Origin of the sequence: Mucilaginibacter aurantiaciroseus, assembly GCF_024055595.1 — a bacterium.
Lineage (GTDB): Bacteria > Bacteroidota > Bacteroidia > Sphingobacteriales > Sphingobacteriaceae > Mucilaginibacter > Mucilaginibacter aurantiaciroseus.
Genome location: NZ_JAMXOF010000002.1, coordinates 309,541 through 330,776, shown reverse-complemented (window position 1 = coordinate 330,776; position 21,236 = coordinate 309,541). Strand labels below are relative to the sequence as shown.

Below are 21,236 nucleotides of genomic sequence, written 5' to 3'. Positions count from 1 at the left end.
AATCTTATTGTGTCATTTAGACAACAATAGGCCTATAATTCCTTATCTTGGGTTTATTAACACGTCTACATGAAAAGGATCTTTTATCTCCCGCTTATACTCAGTATTTTCCTATCGTGCAAAAGCAAAACAGGTGATACCGATCAGGACACAACCGTGGCTGGCCGGTTGGACCAATCGCAGGACCTATTGCACCAGTTTAAACCGTTGATAAACGGTGTATGGGTAAAAAAGGATTACGTTAAAAAAGTAAAGAAAAGCAAATCGCCGCTGGAGGCTGTTGAAAAAGGTACGGGCATCACAGTAATGTATATTGATACGGCTCAGCTAAAGGGTGATAGCATTATAGTACCCGTTGTAATAAACAATCATGAAGGCATTAACACAAGATTAAGATTTCAGGCAGGTAAAAATACTACTACTATCGAACTTGGCGACGATGAGTTAAGCTATAAGGTAAAAAATGGTGATACCACGCTAATTATCTACAGTTATAACAACCAAACCAAAGAAACTAATACCGCTCAATATATCAAAGCGATGCAAAGCAAACCTGCAGGTGGCTTAGCCGAAGGCATGAACCTGATGATCAACCAGGCCATCCTATCCGGCAATTACGAAGGCACGAACACTGCAGGCAAAAAAATAATTGCCAAATTTAACGACAACGGAAAAGTAACCGGTTTACCGGGGCTTACGACCTACTTCGTACAAAACGACCATATTGCCGACCCACGACACAGCCACGACGAGATCATTTTTAACTTGAACGCTAAAGATCAAAAGGCATATTCATTCATCATTAATAAACGCACATTAAGCCTTTATGATAATGCCGATAAGATTCAGTCTAACAAACCTGCCTACAGCTTAAAAAAGAAGCGGGAATAGTTACTTAGCGCTATCCAGATATTTATATATGGAGATAAGATCTTCGTCGCCAAAGTTTTTGCTGGCCGCTTCAAATGTTTTTAATGCCGCTTCACCTAATGGGGTGGTTAATCCAATATCCCGCGATAGTTTCAAATCTTTCACAATATTTTTAAGGCTGAATGCCGCTTTAAAATTATCGTTTACAATAGCGTCGCCTTTTATTTTTGTGTATGGATTGGCAATGGCGGCATTCCCTATCAGGTTCAATAAAACTTCGGGTTCTATCCCGTTGTTTTTTGCAAGGATAACCGCCTCGGCTAAGCCCTGGGTATAAAAGCTCAATAAAGTATTGATAGCAAGTTTGGCCGCATTACCCGCGCCAACTTCACCAACGTTAACCGCTAATTTACCAATGGTTTCTAAAACTGATTTTACCTTTTCAAATACTTCAGCATCCCCGCCAACCATGATAACCAATTGCGCGGTTTCAGCTTGTTTAATACTGCCGGATACCGGTGCATCTAAATAATCCAAACCCTGCGCTTTACACAATTCAGCCATTTCTTTACTGATAGCGGGAGATACGGTGCTCATATTGATGATGACTTTACCGTTAACATCAGCCTTTAACAAACCATCTTCGCCTGTAAATATTTCGCGGATAGCCTTATCGTCGGTCACCATAATAATCACCATATCCGTATGTTGCAAAAGTTCTTTGGGGGTTGACGCAGTGCTTGCGCCCTGCTCCTTCAATTCAGCCTCTTTGGCTTTATTACGGTTGTAAACCGTTACCGGGTACCCAGCCTTAACCAATTGCAGCGACATAGGGTTGCCCATTAGGCCAAGGCCTATCCAGCCAATTTTTATTGTATTTGTCATGATGGATTAACAGTTTTTGTAGTAACAACGTTTTCGTCGAAGTATTTTTTTACAAGCAGATTAATAAATCGTTTCAAATAAGTTTTGTTAAAAAACACATTTAACCAATTATCAAACCGCTGCGCCTGAATGCCCAGATAAAAGAAATACATGCTTACTCCTAACAAAGGCAGCAAGCGCTTTTCTTCATCAGTTATTGTAATAACACTTTCATAGCCGGTTAAAAAGTTATTCAGTTTTTCCGTGCGCTCGGCTTCTACCTTCTCTGTACTATTCAATTGTAAAATGTAGTAAGCAATATCGTAACACAGCCAGCCATTCCCCGCAGAAATCAAAATCGAATAAGTTGATCTGCCCCTCTTTGGTGATGTTGAAATTATCGAACCAAATATCCATGTGGGTAGCACCTATTCTTAGTTGTGATTTATCTGCTTTTCCCAATTCGTCCAATAAAAATTTTGGGTTGATAGCATCCATTGCATTTCCTCGCTGTCGACAGGCAGAAACTCCTTGATATATTCAAATGGATCCTACAATATAACCTTTGGCGTGTACACCACCCTTTTGCAATTAGCAATTACGCTAAACCCATATTTGTCCTGCAAAAAAAATCAACGTACTTTGTAGATAATGTAGAATTACTGACCGGGAAGTTTTGCATGATAAATGTTTTGGGGCTGCAAAGAAACAAAAACGCCATTGCATTTTGGCAATGGTGTTTAATATAAATCACTTTAACAAATTATTTGTATCGACTTTATAACCTTTTCCAACATTTATTTTCTCCTCGTCATCAAGGTCTTTTTTACCTCGAAAGAAATTTTAAAAGCCTTTATTAGAGCCTTTAATGCATCAAATTGTTCTTGAATTTCAGGATGTACAATTAATGTTTCCATATTCAAATTTAAGCATTTTTCAGCACGTTTTATTTTGCAAAAAAAGCGATGGGTATAAAACCCATCGCAATATAAAGTTATTACAAACTGCCAACTAAACTACACCGCGTCAGAAAGTGAACTAAAGGTAAAGTCCCTGATCTTCATTGGCGGGATCAAATAACTGCGGTAGCTTTCCACGCTGATGCTGCGTTCCTGCTTACCAAGGGCTTCGAGGTTGTTCAGCATAATTACCGGGCTCTCATTAAACCTGAAGTTTTTTACCGGGAACATGATCTTGCCGTTCTCGATGTAAAATGTACCATCGCGGGTAAGGCCGGTTAACAGTAACGATTGCGGATCAACCATACGGATGTACCATAATCTGGATACCAGGATGCCTTTTTCGGTGCCTTTTATCAGTTCTTCCAAACTTTGGGTGCCGCCCTCCATAATGATATTACTTGGACCGGGGATAGGTTGCACGCCTTTCTTTTGCGCCCAAAAGCGCGAGTACGATAAATTTTTCACAACACCTTTATCTATCCAGGTTGTTTTTTCTCGCGGTAATCCGTCATCACCCCAGGTTGAGCCGGGCAAATCGGCGTTAAAAGGATCTGAATAGATAGTTACCTTAGGATCTACCAGTTGCTCGCCCAAACGAGTGCCGCCGCCTTTTTTGCTCAGGAAGCTACGGCCTTCCTCCGCGCTGCGCGCGTCGAAACGGAACATATTTTCCAGCATATAAGTTGCCGCCACGGGCTCTAATATCACGGTGTATTTTCCGGGCTCAATAGCCCTTGCACCAACAGATGCATTGGCCTTCATACAAGCCACACGGGTTGCAGAAGCGGTGTCTAATTTAGCAACATCGGTAAAACCACGCGCCGCGTAACCCGATATGGTGCCTCCCTCGTTACGGGTAGTAACCGAAAAGTTAACATCGCTGCTTTTATTGTAAGCAAACAAGCCTTTTGAGTTCATCACCGAATTAAATCCGCTTGAATTTTCAAGGAAGCCAGCCGCAAATAGTTTGGCTTCTTTGGTAACCTGTAAGCTTTTGCCAACCATTTCGGCACGGCTTTCGGGCGTCATGGCGGCGGTATTGGCGTTATAAGTGATGGCTTCTTTAAACTCGCTTTGGCCAAGCATCGGCATGTATTCCGAATTTTCGGGTGCCAGTTGCGCCAACTCCTCCGACCGGCGAACAACGCGCTCTAAAGATGCGTCTTCGAACTGGTCGATAGTAGCAGATCCTGCTTTTTTCCCGTAAACGGAGGTTACGCTAAGCCCAACCGTGCTGATATCGCCGGCGGTTGAAACCGCGTTTAATGCATAACGTACGTTACCGCCTTCGCTGCCGCTAAGGCCTACTTCGCACTCGTCAGCTTTTGAATAGCTAAGCACTTTCTTTAATAAAGCATGTGCTTGTTCTTTTGTATATATAGGCATATGTTATCCGATCTTTCTTTTTGTGTTAATTACATTAACACCGTTAAACCTTGCTGTTGACGACCCGTGCGATACCGCGCTGCTCTGGCTCGGTTGTCCCTTACCATCATTAAACGAACCACCAAGGCGGTAATCGCGCTCATCACAAACCGCGTTGCACGAGTTCCAGAACTCCTGGGTATTGGCCTGGTAAGCCACATCATTAAGCATACCTACTATTTTACCTTGTTTTATCTCGTAGAACAGCTGCCCGCCAAACTGGAAGTTATAACGTTGCTGATCAATTGAGAACGACCCATCGCCAATAATATAGATACCTTTCTCTACATTCTTGATCATATCATCAACCGCCAACGGCGTTTTGCCCGGCTGTAACGATACATTCGGCATACGCTGGAACTGTACATCCTGCCAGCTTTGGGCATAGCAGCATCCTTGCGATTCTTTAAGACCGATGATATGCGCCTGGTCGCGGATGGCCTGGTAGTTTACCAGCGTACCGTCTTTAATGATATCCCATTTCTTAGTACCAACGCCTTCGTCATCGTAACCAACAGCGCCAAGCGAACCAACTTCGGTTTTATCGCCAGTTACGTTTACATTTTTACTGCCAAAATTAAACTTGCCCGATTTCCATTTATCCAGGGTAAGGAAACTGGTACCGGCAAAGTTGGCTTCGTAGCCCAATACACGGTCAAGTTCGGTTGGGTGGCCTACCGATTCGTGGATAGTTAACCAAAGGTGGCTTGGATCAAGCACCAGGTCATACTTACCCGGCTCTACCGTTTTGGCGGTGATCTTTTCAGCGGCTTGTTTGGTGGCGAACTTCATATCCTCCATCATATCGTAACGCTTTTTGTAGCGTGGCGTAATGCCGGCAATCGTTTCGGAAGTCATCGGCACCAGGTATTCGTAGCCCATCCCTACCGGCGAACTTAACGAGCGACGGGTTTGGAAAGAGTTGGTAGCGCTATCTATCTTGGTAACGTTAAACGACGGGAATAATCTGTGGATATCCTGATCGATGTATGAACCATCGGTTGATGCAAAGTATTTTTGCTCGTTTACCGCAAATATGGTGGAGTTTACAAAGTTGGCACCGCCACCCATCGCTATGGCATTCGCGCCAAGCAGCAGGTCTACCTTTTCTTTAATAGGTACTTCAAAGGCATTTTTTTCGATAGGTGTTTTCCAGCTTACTTCGCCATAACCTTTTTGCGGGGCCAGTTGTACCGGCGCACTGCCCAATTTGGCATTAGCCTTGGCAACGGCAACGGCACGTTTAGCAGCTTTAGCTATTCCCTCTTGGGTTACCTCGTTTGTTGCGGCAAAGCCCCAGCAACCATTGGCAATAACACGGATGCCAATACCATACGATTCGGTGTTGGCAACGTTGGTTACGCGGTTTTCGCGGGTTATTACAAACTGGTTTAGGTAACGGCCTATACGTACATCGGCATAGCTTGCACCTGCGCTTTTAGCAGTGTTAAGCCCAACATCGGCCAGTCCTTTTTTGATGCGTACATCAACGCCCTCAAGCGCCTGCTGCACATCAATGTTTTTACCAAAGCCATCTAACGACGGCAGCATCATAGCCCCCGCGCCAACGCCGGTTAAAAAAATAAAGTCTCTTCTTCTCAAAGCTTGTCCTCCAAAAAATTAATTCCCAACCGGGGAAGACGGTTATTTTATGAAAATTTTGTTGCTACCCAAAGGAAAGTACATGCTGCAAGCAGCAGGATATAAAAATATATTTTCGGCACATCAATTCGCACTTTTTGCTGTATCTGTTTTGTTACAATACCACTTATTTCGTGCGACTTAGCATACTTTTCAGTCGCCGATAATTTGTTGGCCGCCTGTACTGGTCTCCAATCGTTATTAGCAAATGCATACCCGTTTTTACCCTGCAAAATTTGCCAACCTGCAGCCTTTGGCCAGTATTGCGCGCTGTATTCAAAAGGTACATTTGGGTTTTGTATTGATGCGATGATTTTGTTGTTGATAGTGATGGGGGCTGCTTTACCTTGTGCTACCTTTAGTTGTGACGGTTCGCCTTTGTAAGGTGGAGATATAAATTCAATTTGGCTTTCATTCGTATCATCTTTACGCGCAGCCTTATTAATCAATATCGACCACAACATCATATAATCCTGCTTATTTCCACTTAGCATCCAACTGAAAGTATTATTTAATGTGGTAAACACAACCTTTCCTGAGCCGAATATGGCACTGCTTGCCAAAACTTTTTCTTGTGCGGTTTTAATCAAGGGCTGGGTGCCGTTTTGATAAACAATATGCGCCGGTCCGTAAACCAATTTGCCTGCGCTTTTTTTACCATTGATGATGAGCAAAGCGGGTTCTGGTTCTTTACCCTCCGGCCTGTTTACCAGGAACTGTGTTTGCAGCCATGATCTTTTAGTCATGCTATCTGCACGTACAATTATCCCAAGGCCGTTATCGGCAACAGCCTGTTTAAGCGCTCCGCTTCCTGCCGGGGTCAATCCATTTAAAACTGATAGGTCTCCTATTACTAAATCAAATTTATTCAACGTTTGGGTGGATAGTTTATCCAAACTGAATTGTGCTATGTTAATGTATTCGATGTTGAATTTGCCTTTACTAATAACAGATCGCAGTACAACGGAATAGCCATTCTCAGTAAGCCAGTTCTTTAAAAATTTGCTCTCAAAATCCGGCGAAGCCGAAAGCATTAAAACTTTTAGCGGTTTAACAGGCGATATTTGAACGGGGATGCTTCCCTGCAAAGCGGTATCCGCACGTAAATTAAACACCACCTTACCTGTGGTTTTTGGGATGGTGCTTAGGTCAAACTCCGTTTGTGCATTCGGCGGCAGCATTACCGAATCTAAACCCGTGTTCAACCCGCTTAAAATCAATTTTACTTTTTGTGCCGATGGATTGTTGTAGGTGCCCTGCACTTGTAGGGCTTCACCCGCTTTTAGGTGGCCGTTCCAATTTACATTGTTAATACCGGATGGTGCTTTGGCGTGATGAAATACAAATGGCAGACTATTCAGTTGTGCTAACTCATCTGCACGTAATCCGTAACCATAAATGTGCAGCTTATCCGTTTTGTTCAGCTCATCTAAACCATTAATGAGTTTGGCTTTGGGGTAGGCTTTCTTAATTGCAGCCTCTGTCGTAACCAAATTGGTATCTGTAGATTTGATACTATCCACATCAAAACCATCGGTGAGCAAAATGGATTTATGTTCGTCAGATTTTGTTACCGAGTCATGGTAAGCAATTGGCAAAGTAATACATGCCAATGATGCTATCGCGATAAGCACCGCCAGCATCCGCAGCCATACATATCGTTTATTGGCACGCCTGTACTCCTGCCATACAAAGCCCAAAGCCAGCACAATGCAGAGCGCGATAACGAGATATGTCCAGTTGGCTTGCATTAACGGTTGGCTTGTTGTAAGTTCTTATAATACTGTTTGGAGAGGCCCATATCCGCGGAAGTTCCCTGAGATGATGGCATTGCTTTAAGTGCCCTTAGCGCTTTTTGCAGGGCACGTTCTACCGTATTTACATCTGCAAGGTTAGCCTTTGGTACCAATAATATCCTGCGCATGGCATTCAAAGCCGACAAATAAACGCCGGGTTGTGCCGATGCCCTCACACTTAGTTCCTGGTTAGCTATCCGGAGCGTCCTGTTATCAGCCTGCTTAAGCGCCGGGTTGCTCTTTAAACCTTCCAATACATTCACCGCATTTTTAAGCACCTCCAACTGATCTGCCGGGGCTTTTATTTCCTGTTTGTTTATGGGTTGGATGATTTTGTCCAGTTCGCCACTCAATCGTTTCCCGGGCTTTAGCGGCGCGGGGTTGTAAGCCGTTTTGGCTACGTATGAACGTGACTTTTGTTGCAGATCTTTCAGTAATCGCAACGCTTTGTAAGCGAAAGGCAGGGCGGCCTGTGGTTTGTAAAGGCGCAGCTGTAATTCGGCCTTCCACATCTCGGTGAGGGTGGCTTTTAGCTGGGCTTTTATATTCGGCTCAAAAAAGCCTGCATCTTCGGCATTATCGTGGTCGTCGGTGTATTCTTTCAGGATCTTTGCGGCGTTACTAAAATCTGCCGGGTTGGCGGGGTCATTGTTTGGCGCACCAATGGCATCTTCACCTTCTTCGCCTAAAAACTTGCCGTAACGCAGTCTTAACAGTTTCTGGTCGATGCCCAGATCATTACTTCGTGCATTAAATTTCTCTACGCTGATGCTGTCCTTATCTTTCAGCAATTGCCCGGCATCAATAATTATTTGCCGCTCGCTCCTAAAAAATTCGGGTTTAACATTTACACCGGAGAGCACACCGTTCATGCTCAGCAATTCTGCAGTATCCTGTATACTTACGATATATACATCGGTGCGACTAAGCTGCTTGTGCGTATCCTGTGCCTGCACGTAAAAATAAAGTTCGTCGCCGGGCTGCATATCCAGGGTTGGTAGGTTGATTAGTTTTTGCAGATCGTATTTCGGTTTATGCGCATCAAAAACTTCCGCAAAACTCAGCATATATTCTTTAAATTTCACACCCTCACCCCGGCCTTTGGCAACGGTTGCTATAATGGTAGATGCTGCAATGCCATAATCATCATTCAGGGTGGCGTTTATGGTAACCTTTTGAGCCTCGCCGGCATCTATATAAGTATACTGTTTTGGCGATTTAATATGAATAACCGGCGCAACGTCCTTAACCATTTGTATATAATAATAGTCAGATAATTTACCATCGATACTCACCTGATAAAAACCCGGCTTATTAATTTGTGTAGAAGCATGCCATTCAGTATGTTTTTTATTGCTTTGTAATGCAATTTCACCATTCTTAATAAACTGTATGGTAATTTTCTTGACAGCGATGTTGGTTTTAATAATCCAGCTAACGGCTCCCCCTTCTTCTGCCGAAAGGTTAAACTTATCCTGCACGCGTTTGGCATTGCCTGTATAAGCGGGTGGCGTTACCGTAATTTCCACACTGCTTATTTGCGGCAAAACCTTTTCGGCCATATCCATTGTGCCGGGTGCGCATACTGCAACGGGCCGATTTGGCCCAAAAAATACCCGCTCGATATGGAAGATCTTGCCTAATCCCCATATCAAACCTGTAGCGATAATCAAAAAGAAGAATGCGGTTATCAATCGTTTGGCGAATGGCTTATGTGATATTTTCAGATCTGTTAAAACAGACGCCGTTTTTGATGAGGCAATAACCTGTAACGGGTTCAATTCATCCACAGGTAATAACAACAATTGGCTGCTTTCCTGTAACTCAGGATATTCTTTGTTTAAAAAGGCGGCTATCTTCTCGTCCGTCATTTGCCATGGGCGATTAATAGACAATAAAATGGCAAAGACAATTGGGAAGGTGATGAGCCCATACACCAAATTTGTCGACCATAAATAATACACAAGCGCACCCAGATATAAGGCTGCGTAAAGCGAGTATAGCATATCCTCCAGCACCTGGTAAATTATCCATCGTTGGCGCAGGCCTTGTATTTTATATATCCCCCCCTGCTTAGCCATTACTTATGGTTTTAGTTTTATGTGCAAGGATGCGCTCGGCAATAAACATTGCGATTAATAACAGCCAAAAATAGTGCGACAAGGCTATACGTTCTGTTGATTTAGCTGATGAGATCGTTTTATTTTCGGTTACTTTATTGGGTTGGATTTGCGTGTTGCTAAGTACCCGTTTATCGTATTGTGCGGGCTGAACGACGTCCTTTTCTATCAGCTTCAAGATCATTTTTGGGAATGCGTCGCTCCAAACCAATTCATTCCAAAGGGGGTTAAAATGGCTGTAGAAATGATAAGTATTGCCAGCTAAACCTAATACCGGCTTGCCGAAACCATCCTTCCAAATTGCTTCTTCATTCTTTTTTGGATTGATGGATTTTGCTAACGCGATTTGCCCCGGCTCTATCCAGGTATGTACATCAATGACCTTACCTGCCTCATACTTAAAAATATGATTACTGTTTTTTGCAGAACTGCTTACAGGTTTCTCTGATAACCAAAACAACCAGGTTTGTTCGCCGGGTATTTGTAACGAGCTACTATATTGTTTAACAACAGCTTTCCTTCCGCTAAAGTTAACTGCTGCAAATAGCGCCGCTTTCAAGTAACCGGCATCAACCGCATACTTATCGGTATAGATTGCTATACGCGTGGCGCTGGTATCAACAGCAATACTATTGGCACCTTTTAAACTGACTGATGGCTGTCCGTTTTGAGTGCTAACACTCATGTCGCCGCTGCCATCATTCTGCAATATTTGATTGCTGTAACTTGTCCCTGCAGGGTTGCTGTTGCCAACTGTTACTTTTATGGAACCGCTATTTGTTAGCGATGCCGATGCGATCCATTTGCTCACCGAATCGGCAGCAGTGTAGGTTTGCCAACGCAGGTTCAAATTTACTTGTGGTTTGCTGCCTTTATAATAGTTCATACCATTCGGCGTAAAAACATACAACGGCATAGCCGACGAAACCTTACTGTCCAAAGCCCTAATGATGCTCCAATAGTTGGCTTTGGCAGCGGTATCTTTTATGGTGGTATCGGTTAATAGCTTTTTCAAATCGTTCTTTGCAAATCCCCTGTTAAAATAATGGAACTCGTAACCGGCCTTATTTAGCGAATCGACCACGGGTTTAAATTTTTGATAGATTTCTTTAAAATTCTCCTTCGGGACGAGCAACCAGCCTTTAACCTTTTGAGTTAATGCCACCTTTTGCCAAACCGGCGAAGCCAGTAGCATCGCCAATAAGGCCAGCAATAAACAACGCAGTATCAGCAGTAAAATATCCAGCAGCTTTAAACTGTGGCTGCTGCTTTTAGAGGCCTCCGTAATAAGCGAAATGCTACCAACCTTACGTGTTTTTCCAGGCCTTACATTCCACAAGTGAATAATAACAGGAATACTGAGCGCGGCCAGTGCAAAAAACCATATGGGGTTTAAAAATTGCATAAAGCCCCTCCTAAATCCTCCCCAAAGGGGCGGGCTTTAAAATAAGGAGTATAAATTAATACACCCTTCATTGCTTTGCCCCCTTTTTACGCTGTACCAAAAATACCCGCAAGGCCTCGTCTAAAGGCTGCTGCGTGCTCACCATTTGATATACGATGCGTTTGGCCGCGAGGTTGCTTTTTATAGCCGCTAAATGTTCCTTCAACCGCTCTTTATAAGTATGCTTTGCGCGCTGGGTGTTTACCTGGATAATTTGGCCTGTTTCCAGATCTTCAAGCGTAGAAAAATCTTTAAAATCAAAATCAAGTTCGTTTTGCCCCATCAGGTGGAACACGATGATCTCGTGCCGTAATGCAGATAAGGAATTAAGCAGCGCGTTTATCTCTCCATTCGCCTGGTACATATCGGTCACAAAAACCAATAGTTCCTTGCGGCCGTTGCCTGCAAAAAGCTCTTGATAATGCACCGGCTTAGTAAACGCACCTGCCGGGTCAACTTGTTGCAAATTATAAAACAAGCGTTGCAAATGCTGCGGATCGGGCTTAGATGGCAAGGAGAAAAGTTCGCCACCCTTAAATATATTCAAAGCTACCGAATCGCCCTGTAGGTTGGCGAGGTAGGCTAATGAAGCCGTTAATGCTTTGGCATATGCTATCTTTTTAATCCCGTCATCATCATGGTTCATAGATGCGCTGGCATCCACCAAAAACCTTACGGAGATACTCGTTTCCACCTCCGACTCGCGGATGTAGTACCTGTCGCTTCGGGCAAACATCCGCCAGTCCAGCCAACGCAGGTCGTCGCCCGGTTGGTAGCTGCGGTACTGGCTAAACTCCAGTCCGGGGCCCTTTACCTTGCTTTTGTTAAACCCGTACATAAAGCCATCAATAACTGTCTTCGCCAATAATGGCAAATCCTTAATGGTCATTAATACTTTAGGGTTAAGCATGGTTAGTGATCAAAGATCGGTTAATTAGAGATTAGCACGCATTAATTTATTAGAACCCTCTCCTGCGGAGAGGGCAGGGTGAGGCTACAGCGCGCCTTTACGTTCAACCACTTTTATCAACTCCTCGGTTACCCTGTCGGAGTTGATGCCTTCTGCCTCGGCTTTAAAGTTCATGAGTATGCGGTGCCTTAACACGGCCGGGGCCATGGCGTGGATATCCTCCATTAGTACCGAATATCTCCCTTTTAGCAAAGCCCTTGCTTTGGCAGTTAATATCAACGCCTGCCCTGCGCGCGGGCCTGCACCCCAGCGTACCCACTCTTTTATATAAGCAACGGTGGTAGTATCGGGGCGGGTGGCACGGATCAGTTCGCTAACGTAGCGGGTTAGGTCCTCGTTGATGGTTACCTGCCTTACCAGGGCTTGCGCCTGTATAATTTCTTCGGCGGTTATTACGGCCTGCACATCGGCTTTTTTGGTGCCGGTGGTGCGGTTTAGTATCGTAAATTCTTCTTCGGGGGTTGGGTAACCGATTTTTATCAGCAGTAAAAACCTGTCGAGTTGTGCCTCGGGCAAAGGATACGTTCCTGCCTGCTCTATTGGGTTTTGGGTAGCCAGGATAAAGAAAGGCTTATCCAGCGGGTAGGTTTGCCCGCCATAGGTTACCTCAAATTCCTGCATGGCCTCCAACAATGCCGCCTGTGTTTTAGGCGGTGTCCGGTTGATCTCATCGGCCAGGATAATATTGGCGAATAGCGGGCCTTTATTAAACTTAAAAAAGCGTTTGCCCGTTGCGTGGTCTTCCTCCAAAATCTCGGTGCCGATGATATCCGTCGGCATCAGATCTGGCGTAAACTGGATGCGCCTAAACGCCAAATGCAAAGCCCGCGACATAGTTTTAACGATCAGCGTCTTTGCCAGGCCGGGTACACCCTCTAACAGGCAATGCCCGCCTGCTAAAAATGCCACCAGCAATTCATCCAAAATGGCATCCTGCCCCACAATAACCTTCTGGATCTCGGTTTTTAACTGAGGCAGTTTTTGTAGCAGGGTTTGTATATTTTTCTCGGTAAGTTCCAATGTATTTGTATTTCGGCCTCACCCCAACCCTCTCTAAAGGAGAGGGGGCTTTATAAACCCACTTACAAACTCCATCTACTTTGGAGAGGACCGGGGTGAGGCTAATGAGGCTACAAGATATTATGCTTTTAACTAAATACCATGCTTTTTTGTCAAAATCTCATTAAAGTATCTAAAACTTTACAACATCATCGGTTTATTAATTTAAGCGGGCAGTATTTTTGTTTTAATTTTAGTCACGATAAAACCGGGGTTTAATATAGATGGCATACGGGCAAAAATTCACTTTTACAAGGTTAAGCTACCACAGCGGCGATTGGGATACCGATCAGCGCATGCCTTCCAACCTGCTTAATTCCCTGCTGGAGTACACCACCATCGCTATCGACGAGCACGAGAAGGTGATCCCGCTAAGCAGCGATGACATTTTTGCCTACCCCTTTTGCTATCTCAGCGGGCATAAGCTGGTTCAGTTTGATGCCAAAGAGAAAGCCAACTTTAAAAAGTACGTGCAAAACGGGGGTTTTGTGTTTGTAGACGATTGCAACCACGATATCGACGGCCTGTTCGCCAAATCGTTCGAGGCGCAGATGGTGGCTTTGTTTGGACCGGCGGCCATGAAAAAGATCCCCAATAACCATAAGCTCTACAGTTCGTTCTTTAAGTTTGAGAAAGGCCCGCCTACCACCTCCTTTGAGCTGAACGGCTGGGGCGACGACCTGGTGCACGACTACCTGAAAGCCATTGAAATAAATGGCCGCATAGGTGTACTGTACAGTAGTAAAGATTACGGCTGCGAGTGGGATTACGATTACCGCAACAAACGCTTCCTGGCAGAAGATAACACCAAATTTGGGGTGAATATTATTGTTTACGCCATGAATTCCTGAACGGGTAACGCCAATTTTGCTTACCTTTCGCCAAGTTTTAAAACACGCATGACAGACGGTTACCACATATCGCAGGGCAATGAAGAAAAGGGCCCTTATACTTTAGAAGAATTGACGGAAATGGGTATCGATTTAGATACCATGGTGCTATCCCCGGGGGCCGACGACTGGCAACGCGCGGCCGATCTGCCCGAGTTTTTTAATTACTTTGAGGCCACCGGCATCATCTTCCCTACCGAAGATAATCTTGCCGGTTTTTGGTGGAGGCTGCTGGCTTACTTTATCGATTCGTTTATCATCACCAATATCATGTCGCTTTTCACATCAGATCTTACCGCCCCGCTTTACAAAAAAATAGCCGAGAATAAGATGACGACCGACGACCTGCCCTTTTTCCTGCAAATAAGCCTGCTTAATTTTGTGGTTTTCGCTTTGTATAATGCCGCGTTGGAAGCATCGCCCATACAGGGCAGCCTGGGCAAACGTTTCTGCGGACTGGTGGTAGTTGATGAAGATGGCCGCAAGCTCAAATACGGTAAAGCCCTCATCCGTAACTTCAGCAAAATATTATCCCAAATGGCCCTGCTTTTAGGTTACCTGAGCATACTGTGGGACGACCGCAAACAAGCCTGGCACGATAAGATCGCTAAAACCTACGTGCTGGTACGGAATAGGTAGAGCCCCCTTTTTAAATCTCCTCCGCTGGTTAGCGGAGACCCTTTGGTACGCTGCCCACCTCAAAATGTTCACGTTCACGCTTGTTAACACACGGCTAACATCATGAACATTCTGATAACCAACTAATTAACAATTTAAGTACTGACATAACTGCGCCACCACTTTGTATTTAAAAATTACACTTGTTTTTACGCTCATAAATGACTTTTTTTCGCCTTGGTTTCGCCGGGGAATAAGCCATTTGATGAACAAAACGGTGCAGTATAGGACTCCCTCTTTCTGCACCTGATTAAGGTTCGGACAAGCTGCAACTACTCTCCAACTTATCATTTCGAAAAAGGCACGAAGAGAAATCTTGTAAGATATGATAAGGCGTTAATTAGTTCTTCGTTAGATATGGGTTGGTGCTTTATGAATCGTCAGTGGTTGTCACTTTCTTTTCTCTCAAAAGAAAGTAACCAAAGAAAAGTCGCGGCTTGGTAACACCCTATTAAAGTTAGTGCTTTATCAGTTGAGGTGCCACCCGTGTGTTACACTATGCCGCAGGTTTTAGGTCATCGTTCGGTTCGTCAGGCTCAATTGGTTTTGAACTTCGATTAAGATGATTTGCCCGATGTTTCCGATTTTTAAAAGTCCTGTAATCCGGATAATCCTATAAATCAAGGTTCAGACAATCTTCAGCCACCCCCCTTGCTGGCGCTCGCCCACCGCGTGTGCCCCTACCTTCACAGCCCCACCCCCACCTAAACCCGATAGCAGCGTATACCTCGTATATCCGTTGGCTAACGGAGGGGCTGCCCCAACCGAAGCACTACTGCAATTGCTTTTCTTGTTGGTTCATTAGTTCACTTGTTCAATAGTGATTGAGCAGACACACGTCGCTCGTATAACACACCCCTAACCTCTCTCAAGAGGGGAACTTAAAAACATCTGCATATTTCCCCCACTTGCACATTTTTCCCTCATCCACACATTTGCATATCTGCACATCTGCACATTTCCCACATCTGCATATCCGCATATCCGCATATTTGCACATCTTCCTTTAATCGCTATATTTAGGCTTTAATACTGACCCACTTTGAAAAGAAAAGATTTCCTTTACCTTACGGGCATGGGCATTAGTGCATCTATGCTTAGCCAGTTTACGGCGGTGGGTTCGCCCATTGTGCCCGGCACGCGCATGCGCGATGTTGATGTGGCCATTAAAAAACGCATGAGCGATGTGGCACTTAACGCAGCCCGCGCTAAAGGCGCTACTTATACAGATGTGCGCCTTGGCCGCTACCTGAACGAGTTTGTGGTTACCCGCGATAAAAACATTGAGAACATAGTAGATACCGAAAGCTACGGCATGGGCATCCGCGTTATTGCCAACGGCTGCTGGGGCTTTGCCGCTACAGATAAGCTGGATAACGATAGCATTGCACGCGCTGCCGAAACCGCCGTTGCCATTGCCAAAGAAAACTCGCGTATACAAAGCGAGCCGGTACAGCTGGCCCCACAAAAGGGCTACGGCGAAGTTACCTGGAAAACCCCGATAGAGCGTAACGCTTTTGAGGTACCCATGAAGGAAAAAACCGACCTGCTGTTATCTGTAAACGACGCTGCCTTTAAAAATGGCGCCAACTACGTTAACTCGGTGTTGTTTTTGGTGAATGAGCAAAAATACTTTGCCTCTACCGATGGCTCGTACATAGACCAGGATATCCACCGCATCTGGCCGGTTTTCGGGGTTACCAAAATTGACGACAAAAGCGGCAAGTTTGAAACCCGCAGCTCGCTTAGCGCGCCGAGGGGCATGGGTTACGAATACCTGATGCCTATGGCAAGCGAAAAGATAAAAAGCCAAACCACCCTATACCGCGACCGCTACGATATGCTGGAAGATGCAGGCGCGGCAGCATTGCAGGTTGCCGAAAAACTAAAGGCAAAAACGGTAGAGCCGGGCAAGTACGACCTGGTGCTTGATCCAAGTCACCTGTGGTTAACCATCCATGAATCGGTAGGCCACCCATCAGAACTTGACCGTGTGCTGGGTTACGAAGCCAACTTTGCCGGTACCAGTTTCTTAACTTTAGATAAGTGGAAAACAGGCAAGTTCAACTTCGGCAGTAAAAACGTAAACATTGTGGCCGATAAACTGCAGCCGGGTTCGCTTGGCGCGGTTGGTTATGATGATGAGGGCGTAGGCACTAAACAGTGGGATATTATTAAGGACGGGATACTGGTAAATTACCAGGCCATCCGCGACCAGGCACACATCATCGGGCTAAAAGAATCGCAAGGCTGTTGCTACGCGCAAAGCTGGAAAGACGTACAGTTCCAGCGCATGCCAAATATCTCGCTGCTGCCGGGCAAGGAGAAAATGTCGCCTGCGGATATGATCAAAAACGTGGAGAAAGGTATTTACATCATCGGCGATAGCTCGTTCTCGATAGATCAGCAGCGTTACAACTTCCAGTTTAGCGGTCAGCTTTATTACGAGATCAGGAATGGTAAAATAGTGGGTATGCTAAACGATGTTGCCTACCAGGCCAACACGCAGGAGTTTTGGAATTCATGTACGGCTGTTTGCGATAAGGACGATTACCGTTTGGGCGGATCTTTCTTTGATGGCAAGGGCCAGCCAATGCAATCAAGCGCGGTATCTCATGGTTCATCAACAGCCCGTTTTAACGGGGTTAACGTAATTAACACAGCAAGAAAAATATAATGGCAATATTAACTGAAAACGAATGCCGCACCCTGTTAAAAAAGGTGCTTAGCTATTCAAAAGCTGATGAATGCCAGGTTAGCATTTACAGTTCAGATTCGGCAAACGTACGCTTTGCCCGTAACAACGTATCAACCAGCGGCGCTATCAGCAGCAGCAGCATGTCCATATCATCGGCCTTTGGCAAAAAGCTGGGCGTTATTACGTTAAATGATTATAGCGACGATTTGTTACAAAAAGCGGTAAAACGCGCTGAAGAACTGGCGCATTTTGCACCCGAGAACCCGGAGTATATGCCCATGCTTGGGCCACAAACCTACCCCGCCCACGGCAAAACTTTTGTAGAGGCAACAGCGGCTATTACACCTGCACAGCGCAGCAAATGGGTGGAAGACAGCCTTAACATATCTAAACAGAACAAGTTGATAGCCGCCGGCTTTTTGCAAGACAGTTGTGCCAGCAGCGCCATGATGAACTCTAAAGGCCTGTTTGTATACAACAGCGGCACCAACGTTAATTTTTCGGCCACAATGCGCACGGCAGACGGGCAGGGCTCGGGTTATGTTACCAGGGATTATAACGACGTTAGCAAGCTGGATGTTAACGCCTTCTCGTTAATAGCTGCTAAAAAAGCAGCCGGCTCTGTTGGCGCTAAAGCCATTGAACCGGGCAAGTACACCGTAATATTAGAACCTGCGGCAGGCATTGTATTATTAGAGCAACTATACGGTAGCCTGGATGCCCGCAGTGCCGATGAAGGCCGCAGCTTTTTAAGCAAACCGGGCGGTAAAACCCGCCTTGGCGAAAAACTGGTTGACGAGCGCATCAACATCTACGCCGACCCTACCAACCCCGACCTGCCTGCCACAACTTACGACGGCGAAGGCATGCCTTTAGATAAGATGAGCCTGATAGAAAAAGGTGTTATCAAAAACTTGAGCTATTCGCGATACTGGGCGCAAAAGAAGGGTGTTAAACCTGTGCCCGGTGCAGCCAACATTATTATGGAAGGTGGCACACAAAGCCTGGAAGACTTGATAAAAGGCACCGAAAAAGGCATACTGGTTACCCGCCTGTGGTACATACGCCCGGTTGACCCGCAAACCCTGCTTTACACCGGCCTTACCCGCGATGGTACTTTTTACATAGAGAACGGTAAGATCAAGTTCCCGATCAAAAACATGCGCTTTAACGAGAGCCCTGTTATAATGCTGAACAACCTGGATGCCCTTGGCAAAAGCGAGCGCACCGTTAGCGGCGAGAGCAGCCAAAGCGCCCTGATCCCGCCAATGCGGATAAGGGACTTTACGTTTAGTTCACTGTCTGACGCGGTTTAGGTTAGTTGGCAGTTATTAGTTTGCATGACTATATATAGCGATGGGTTTTATACCCATCGCTATATATTTGTGCGATCTACAAATTGTAATGCTGAGCTTGTTGAACCATTAGCCACTCGCAGAAGCCTTCGACAGACTCAGACTGACACATTTATCAGTACTACGAGTCGAGCCTGTCTTTGATCACTACTGTATCTGCCAGCATATCGTGCAGGCATTGCTGTTTGGCGGTGAAGAAGCACATGATATAACCCATAAAAAATGTAGCTGTGGAAATGTATTTGCCCAGGTTGCGGCCCATGGCCTGGCCGGAGGTTATCTGCTCGCCGTAGAGGTCGCACACGCGGATCTTCATTAATTGCTTGCCTATTGTGCCGCGCTTGGTGCCGCTTTCCAATCGTACGTTGTAAATTAGCTTGGCAATGGGTGTTAAGGCTACAATGCCGATGGTGATACCAACTCTTAAGATCTTATTATCATCGCCCGGCAGGGCTAATAATAACACCAGCATCACCACAAAGGCTGTCAATACAAATACCAATAATACAATTAGCCAATCTATAACGGCTGCAATAGCCCGCTGATCGAAACTACCGAAATATTGCATGGGCAACGGTTGCCTTTTAAAACCGAAAAGCTGCCTTAGTGCAGCTATTTCATGGGCTTCTTTGTAATCGTCCATCGCCGGGGTCTTTACAAAATCGCCGGGCTTAATTTTACGCTCTTTTAGTTGCGTAAGAGTGAAGGGGCCATCGGGTTTCCCGTTGATGACGAGGGTATATTCGTCATGGGTATTAGGCTGTAATTTAGTATTGCCGGATGGTTGCATAGCGTTCAAATTTAAACATTAGGTGCAGCCATCCGGCAATAAAAACTATTAATATTTGCTTACCTTAAATTTAGATAAGCCACCTTTCATATTGATGATTATTTTAGTTTTAGCGGCTTCAAATCCCTGGGTTTCATAAACATTGTCGCCTTTGCTAACAAAATCTATAAAATCTGTTGATGATAGGCCGGAATTTGAGGTGATACGGCATGCTGCATTCTGGGGTATTTGGATAGCAACTTTAGATACACCGGTTTCAACATCGATGTTGGTAGTTGCAAGTGGCTGGCCGAGTTTAATTTCAAAAGAACCCGCACCACCGTTTATATTAACCCGTTGAATTTTAAATTTCGAAAGATCAAATTCAAGAGCGGTAGCCCCAGCATCAATATTGATATCCCATTCTGGCTTTGTGTTCAGCTTTATTTCAGCAGAATTACCATTGTCTGAATCCCAGTCGATATGGCCTTTTTTATCTTTCATGCGCAAATTAATTACTGGTGTGGCGCCGTCCATGGTATGTGTATAGATATACCTGTTAAAATGCTCTTTAGTTTTGACGTAAAAAAGCTGGTCGGTTGTATCTTTCAGCTTATATGCAGTACCGCCACCGGTTATATTAAGCTTGGCAACCGTTGCAGTTGCTACGTAAGGCTCGGTATAGGTGCTGCTGCCTTCTACCTTTACTATGCCGGTGCTATCGCTTCCGTTATCGTTGTCGTTGTCGTTGTCGTTGTCGTCATCATTATCTTTATACCAGCCTTTATCGTTAAAGTTCCACCGGCTGTTAAACGGCGAGAACCAGCGGTTTTCAAAACGCCCAAATAACAGCAGCGCAAAACCTAATATTACCACACCTATTTTAAGGGCAGCTACCCAAACCGTTTTATTATTGGCCAACACCAGGTTTACACCACCCATGATCAGGAATATTGGCCAAAGGTGCCATATGTTGCCCCAGTGAAAATTTATCACGTTATAATTATTTAACAGGAATACGGTTCCTAACAGGACCAGGATAAGGCCAGGTACAATTTTTTCGCTTTTCATGATTATACAGTTGGAGTGTTATCGTTTAAGTTTTCTTCGGTTGTGGTGGCTTTGGGCTGGGCAGTAAAATCGGCCTCTTTTTTATCGGCAGCCCAGCCTTCTTTTTCCCAGGGTTGTTTTTTGGTACTAAATATTAGCGTTGCACCAACAGCTACCAATACTACAGGCCATAATTTTTCAAAATCAAAATCAGGGATGATGTCTATCTGGTCCAGCAAAAAGATGGTGCCAAGGGCTATCAATATCACACCAAACATCACACCTACATTAGAGGCCTTTTTTACCGGCTGAAACGGCGGGAACGGCTGGCCCGGATATGGCGGGTTAGGTATGGTATAATCTACCTTTACATCACCATGTGTTTGTTGATAGTTAGGGTTATAGCCCGGTGTTACACCCGGCCTAAATGGTTCATTATAGTTAAACGGGCGTTTTGGCAATACTGCCCATAATATAAAATAGGGCAGCACAACAAAGCCTTTTAAAAATATGCCCAGTACAAATATTACACGTACTATTGATACATCAATGCCAAAGTATTCGGCTAAGCCTGCGCAAACACCACTTACTACTTTGCGGTGTTCGTCTCTGTAAAGTTTCTTTTCCATTGTCTTTTAATTTAAA

General features: G+C 44.9%; 19 protein-coding genes. 5 read left to right on the top strand and 14 right to left on the bottom strand.

Annotated features, from left to right (window positions below; genetic code table 11):
- Positions 1 to 69 precede the first annotated feature (69 nt).
- Positions 70 to 891, top strand: a complete 822-nt coding sequence (locus tag NAF17_RS09525) for a hypothetical protein (protein WP_252757775.1) — start codon at positions 70 to 72, stop codon at positions 889 to 891.
- Here the strand turns inward: NAF17_RS09525 and NAF17_RS09520 are convergent, their stop codons facing one another.
- The 11 genes from NAF17_RS09520 to NAF17_RS09475 form a co-directional block, all read right to left on the bottom strand.
- Positions 892 to 1,755 carry an NAD(P)-dependent oxidoreductase gene (locus NAF17_RS09520; RefSeq protein ID WP_252757774.1) on the bottom strand — a complete coding sequence of 288 codons (864 nt, stop codon included), beginning with the start codon at positions 1,753 to 1,755 and terminating at the stop codon, positions 892 to 894.
- Positions 1,752 to 2,033, bottom strand: coding sequence for a hypothetical protein (locus NAF17_RS09515; RefSeq protein ID WP_252757773.1), 282 nt, complete (start codon positions 2,031 to 2,033; stop codon positions 1,752 to 1,754). Before NAF17_RS09515 ends, NAF17_RS09520 begins: the two co-directional genes overlap by 4 nt.
- Positions 2,026 to 2,232, bottom strand: a complete 207-nt coding sequence (locus NAF17_RS09510) for a hypothetical protein (protein WP_252757772.1) — start codon at positions 2,230 to 2,232, stop codon at positions 2,026 to 2,028. The genes NAF17_RS09515 and NAF17_RS09510 overlap by 8 nt, the downstream gene beginning before the upstream one ends.
- Before the next feature lie 299 nt (positions 2,233 to 2,531).
- On the bottom strand, positions 2,532 to 2,651 hold the full coding sequence (locus NAF17_RS18295) for a DUF2683 family protein (RefSeq protein WP_370340965.1): 120 nt from the start codon (positions 2,649 to 2,651) through the stop codon (positions 2,532 to 2,534).
- A 99-nt stretch (positions 2,652 to 2,750) separates the two neighbouring features.
- Positions 2,751 to 4,082 (bottom strand): TldD/PmbA family protein, encoded by a 1,332-nt coding sequence (locus tag NAF17_RS09505; protein ID WP_252757771.1) that lies wholly within the window; start codon positions 4,080 to 4,082, stop codon positions 2,751 to 2,753.
- Positions 4,083 to 4,085: 3 nt separating this feature from the next.
- Positions 4,086 to 5,723, bottom strand: a complete 1,638-nt coding sequence (locus NAF17_RS09500) for a TldD/PmbA family protein (protein ID WP_252757770.1) — start codon at positions 5,721 to 5,723, stop codon at positions 4,086 to 4,088.
- Positions 5,724 to 5,770: 47 nt separating this feature from the next.
- Positions 5,771 to 7,513: a hypothetical protein gene (locus NAF17_RS09495; RefSeq protein WP_252757769.1), complete on the bottom strand. Its 1,743-nt coding sequence runs from the start codon at positions 7,511 to 7,513 to the stop codon at positions 5,771 to 5,773.
- The gene (locus NAF17_RS09490) at positions 7,513 to 9,639 is read right to left on the bottom strand and encodes a DUF4175 family protein (RefSeq protein WP_252757768.1); all 2,127 of its coding nucleotides are present in this window, start codon (positions 9,637 to 9,639) and stop codon (positions 7,513 to 7,515) included. The genes NAF17_RS09495 and NAF17_RS09490 overlap by 1 nt, the downstream gene beginning before the upstream one ends.
- Entirely contained in the window at positions 9,632 to 11,083 is a 1,452-nt protein-coding gene (locus tag NAF17_RS09485; RefSeq protein ID WP_252757767.1) for a BatA domain-containing protein, read from the bottom strand. Before NAF17_RS09485 ends, NAF17_RS09490 begins: the two co-directional genes overlap by 8 nt.
- A 67-nt stretch (positions 11,084 to 11,150) precedes the next feature.
- Positions 11,151 to 12,032 carry a DUF58 domain-containing protein gene (locus NAF17_RS09480; protein ID WP_252757766.1) on the bottom strand — a complete coding sequence of 294 codons (882 nt, stop codon included), beginning with the start codon at positions 12,030 to 12,032 and terminating at the stop codon, positions 11,151 to 11,153.
- Positions 12,033 to 12,116: 84 nt separating this feature from the next.
- On the bottom strand, positions 12,117 to 13,112 hold the full coding sequence (locus NAF17_RS09475; RefSeq protein WP_252757765.1) for an AAA family ATPase: 996 nt from the start codon (positions 13,110 to 13,112) through the stop codon (positions 12,117 to 12,119).
- A gap of 263 nt (positions 13,113 to 13,375) precedes the next feature.
- On the opposite strand from NAF17_RS09475, the gene NAF17_RS09470 reads away from it, so the two are divergent.
- The 4 genes from NAF17_RS09470 (at position 13,376) to NAF17_RS09455 (ending at position 18,733) form a co-directional block, all read left to right on the top strand.
- Complete coding sequence (locus NAF17_RS09470) at positions 13,376 to 14,002, top strand: DUF4159 domain-containing protein (protein WP_252757764.1); 627 nt, start codon at positions 13,376 to 13,378, stop codon at positions 14,000 to 14,002.
- Between the two features lie 48 nt (positions 14,003 to 14,050).
- Entirely contained in the window at positions 14,051 to 14,680 is a 630-nt protein-coding gene (locus NAF17_RS09465; RefSeq protein WP_252757763.1) for an RDD family protein, read from the top strand.
- Between the two features lie 1,081 nt (positions 14,681 to 15,761).
- Positions 15,762 to 17,396 carry a TldD/PmbA family protein gene (locus NAF17_RS09460; protein ID WP_252757762.1) on the top strand — a complete coding sequence of 545 codons (1,635 nt, stop codon included), beginning with the start codon at positions 15,762 to 15,764 and terminating at the stop codon, positions 17,394 to 17,396.
- Positions 17,396 to 18,733 carry a TldD/PmbA family protein gene (locus tag NAF17_RS09455; protein WP_252757761.1) on the top strand — a complete coding sequence of 446 codons (1,338 nt, stop codon included), beginning with the start codon at positions 17,396 to 17,398 and terminating at the stop codon, positions 18,731 to 18,733. Before NAF17_RS09460 ends, NAF17_RS09455 begins: the two co-directional genes overlap by 1 nt.
- A 160-nt stretch (positions 18,734 to 18,893) precedes the next feature.
- On the opposite strand, the gene NAF17_RS09450 is transcribed toward NAF17_RS09455, so the two are convergent.
- From NAF17_RS09450 to NAF17_RS09440, 3 genes are read right to left on the bottom strand one after another with little or no spacing between them, the layout of a single operon-like run.
- Entirely contained in the window at positions 18,894 to 19,562 is a 669-nt protein-coding gene (locus tag NAF17_RS09450; RefSeq protein ID WP_252757760.1) for an RDD family protein, read from the bottom strand.
- Positions 19,563 to 19,610: 48 nt separating this feature from the next.
- Positions 19,611 to 20,612, bottom strand: a complete 1,002-nt coding sequence (locus NAF17_RS09445; RefSeq protein WP_252757759.1) for a toast rack family protein — start codon at positions 20,610 to 20,612, stop codon at positions 19,611 to 19,613.
- Positions 20,613 to 20,614: 2 nt separating this feature from the next.
- Positions 20,615 to 21,220: a PspC domain-containing protein gene (locus NAF17_RS09440; protein WP_252757758.1), complete on the bottom strand. Its 606-nt coding sequence runs from the start codon at positions 21,218 to 21,220 to the stop codon at positions 20,615 to 20,617.
- Positions 21,221 to 21,236: the final 16 nt, after the last annotated feature.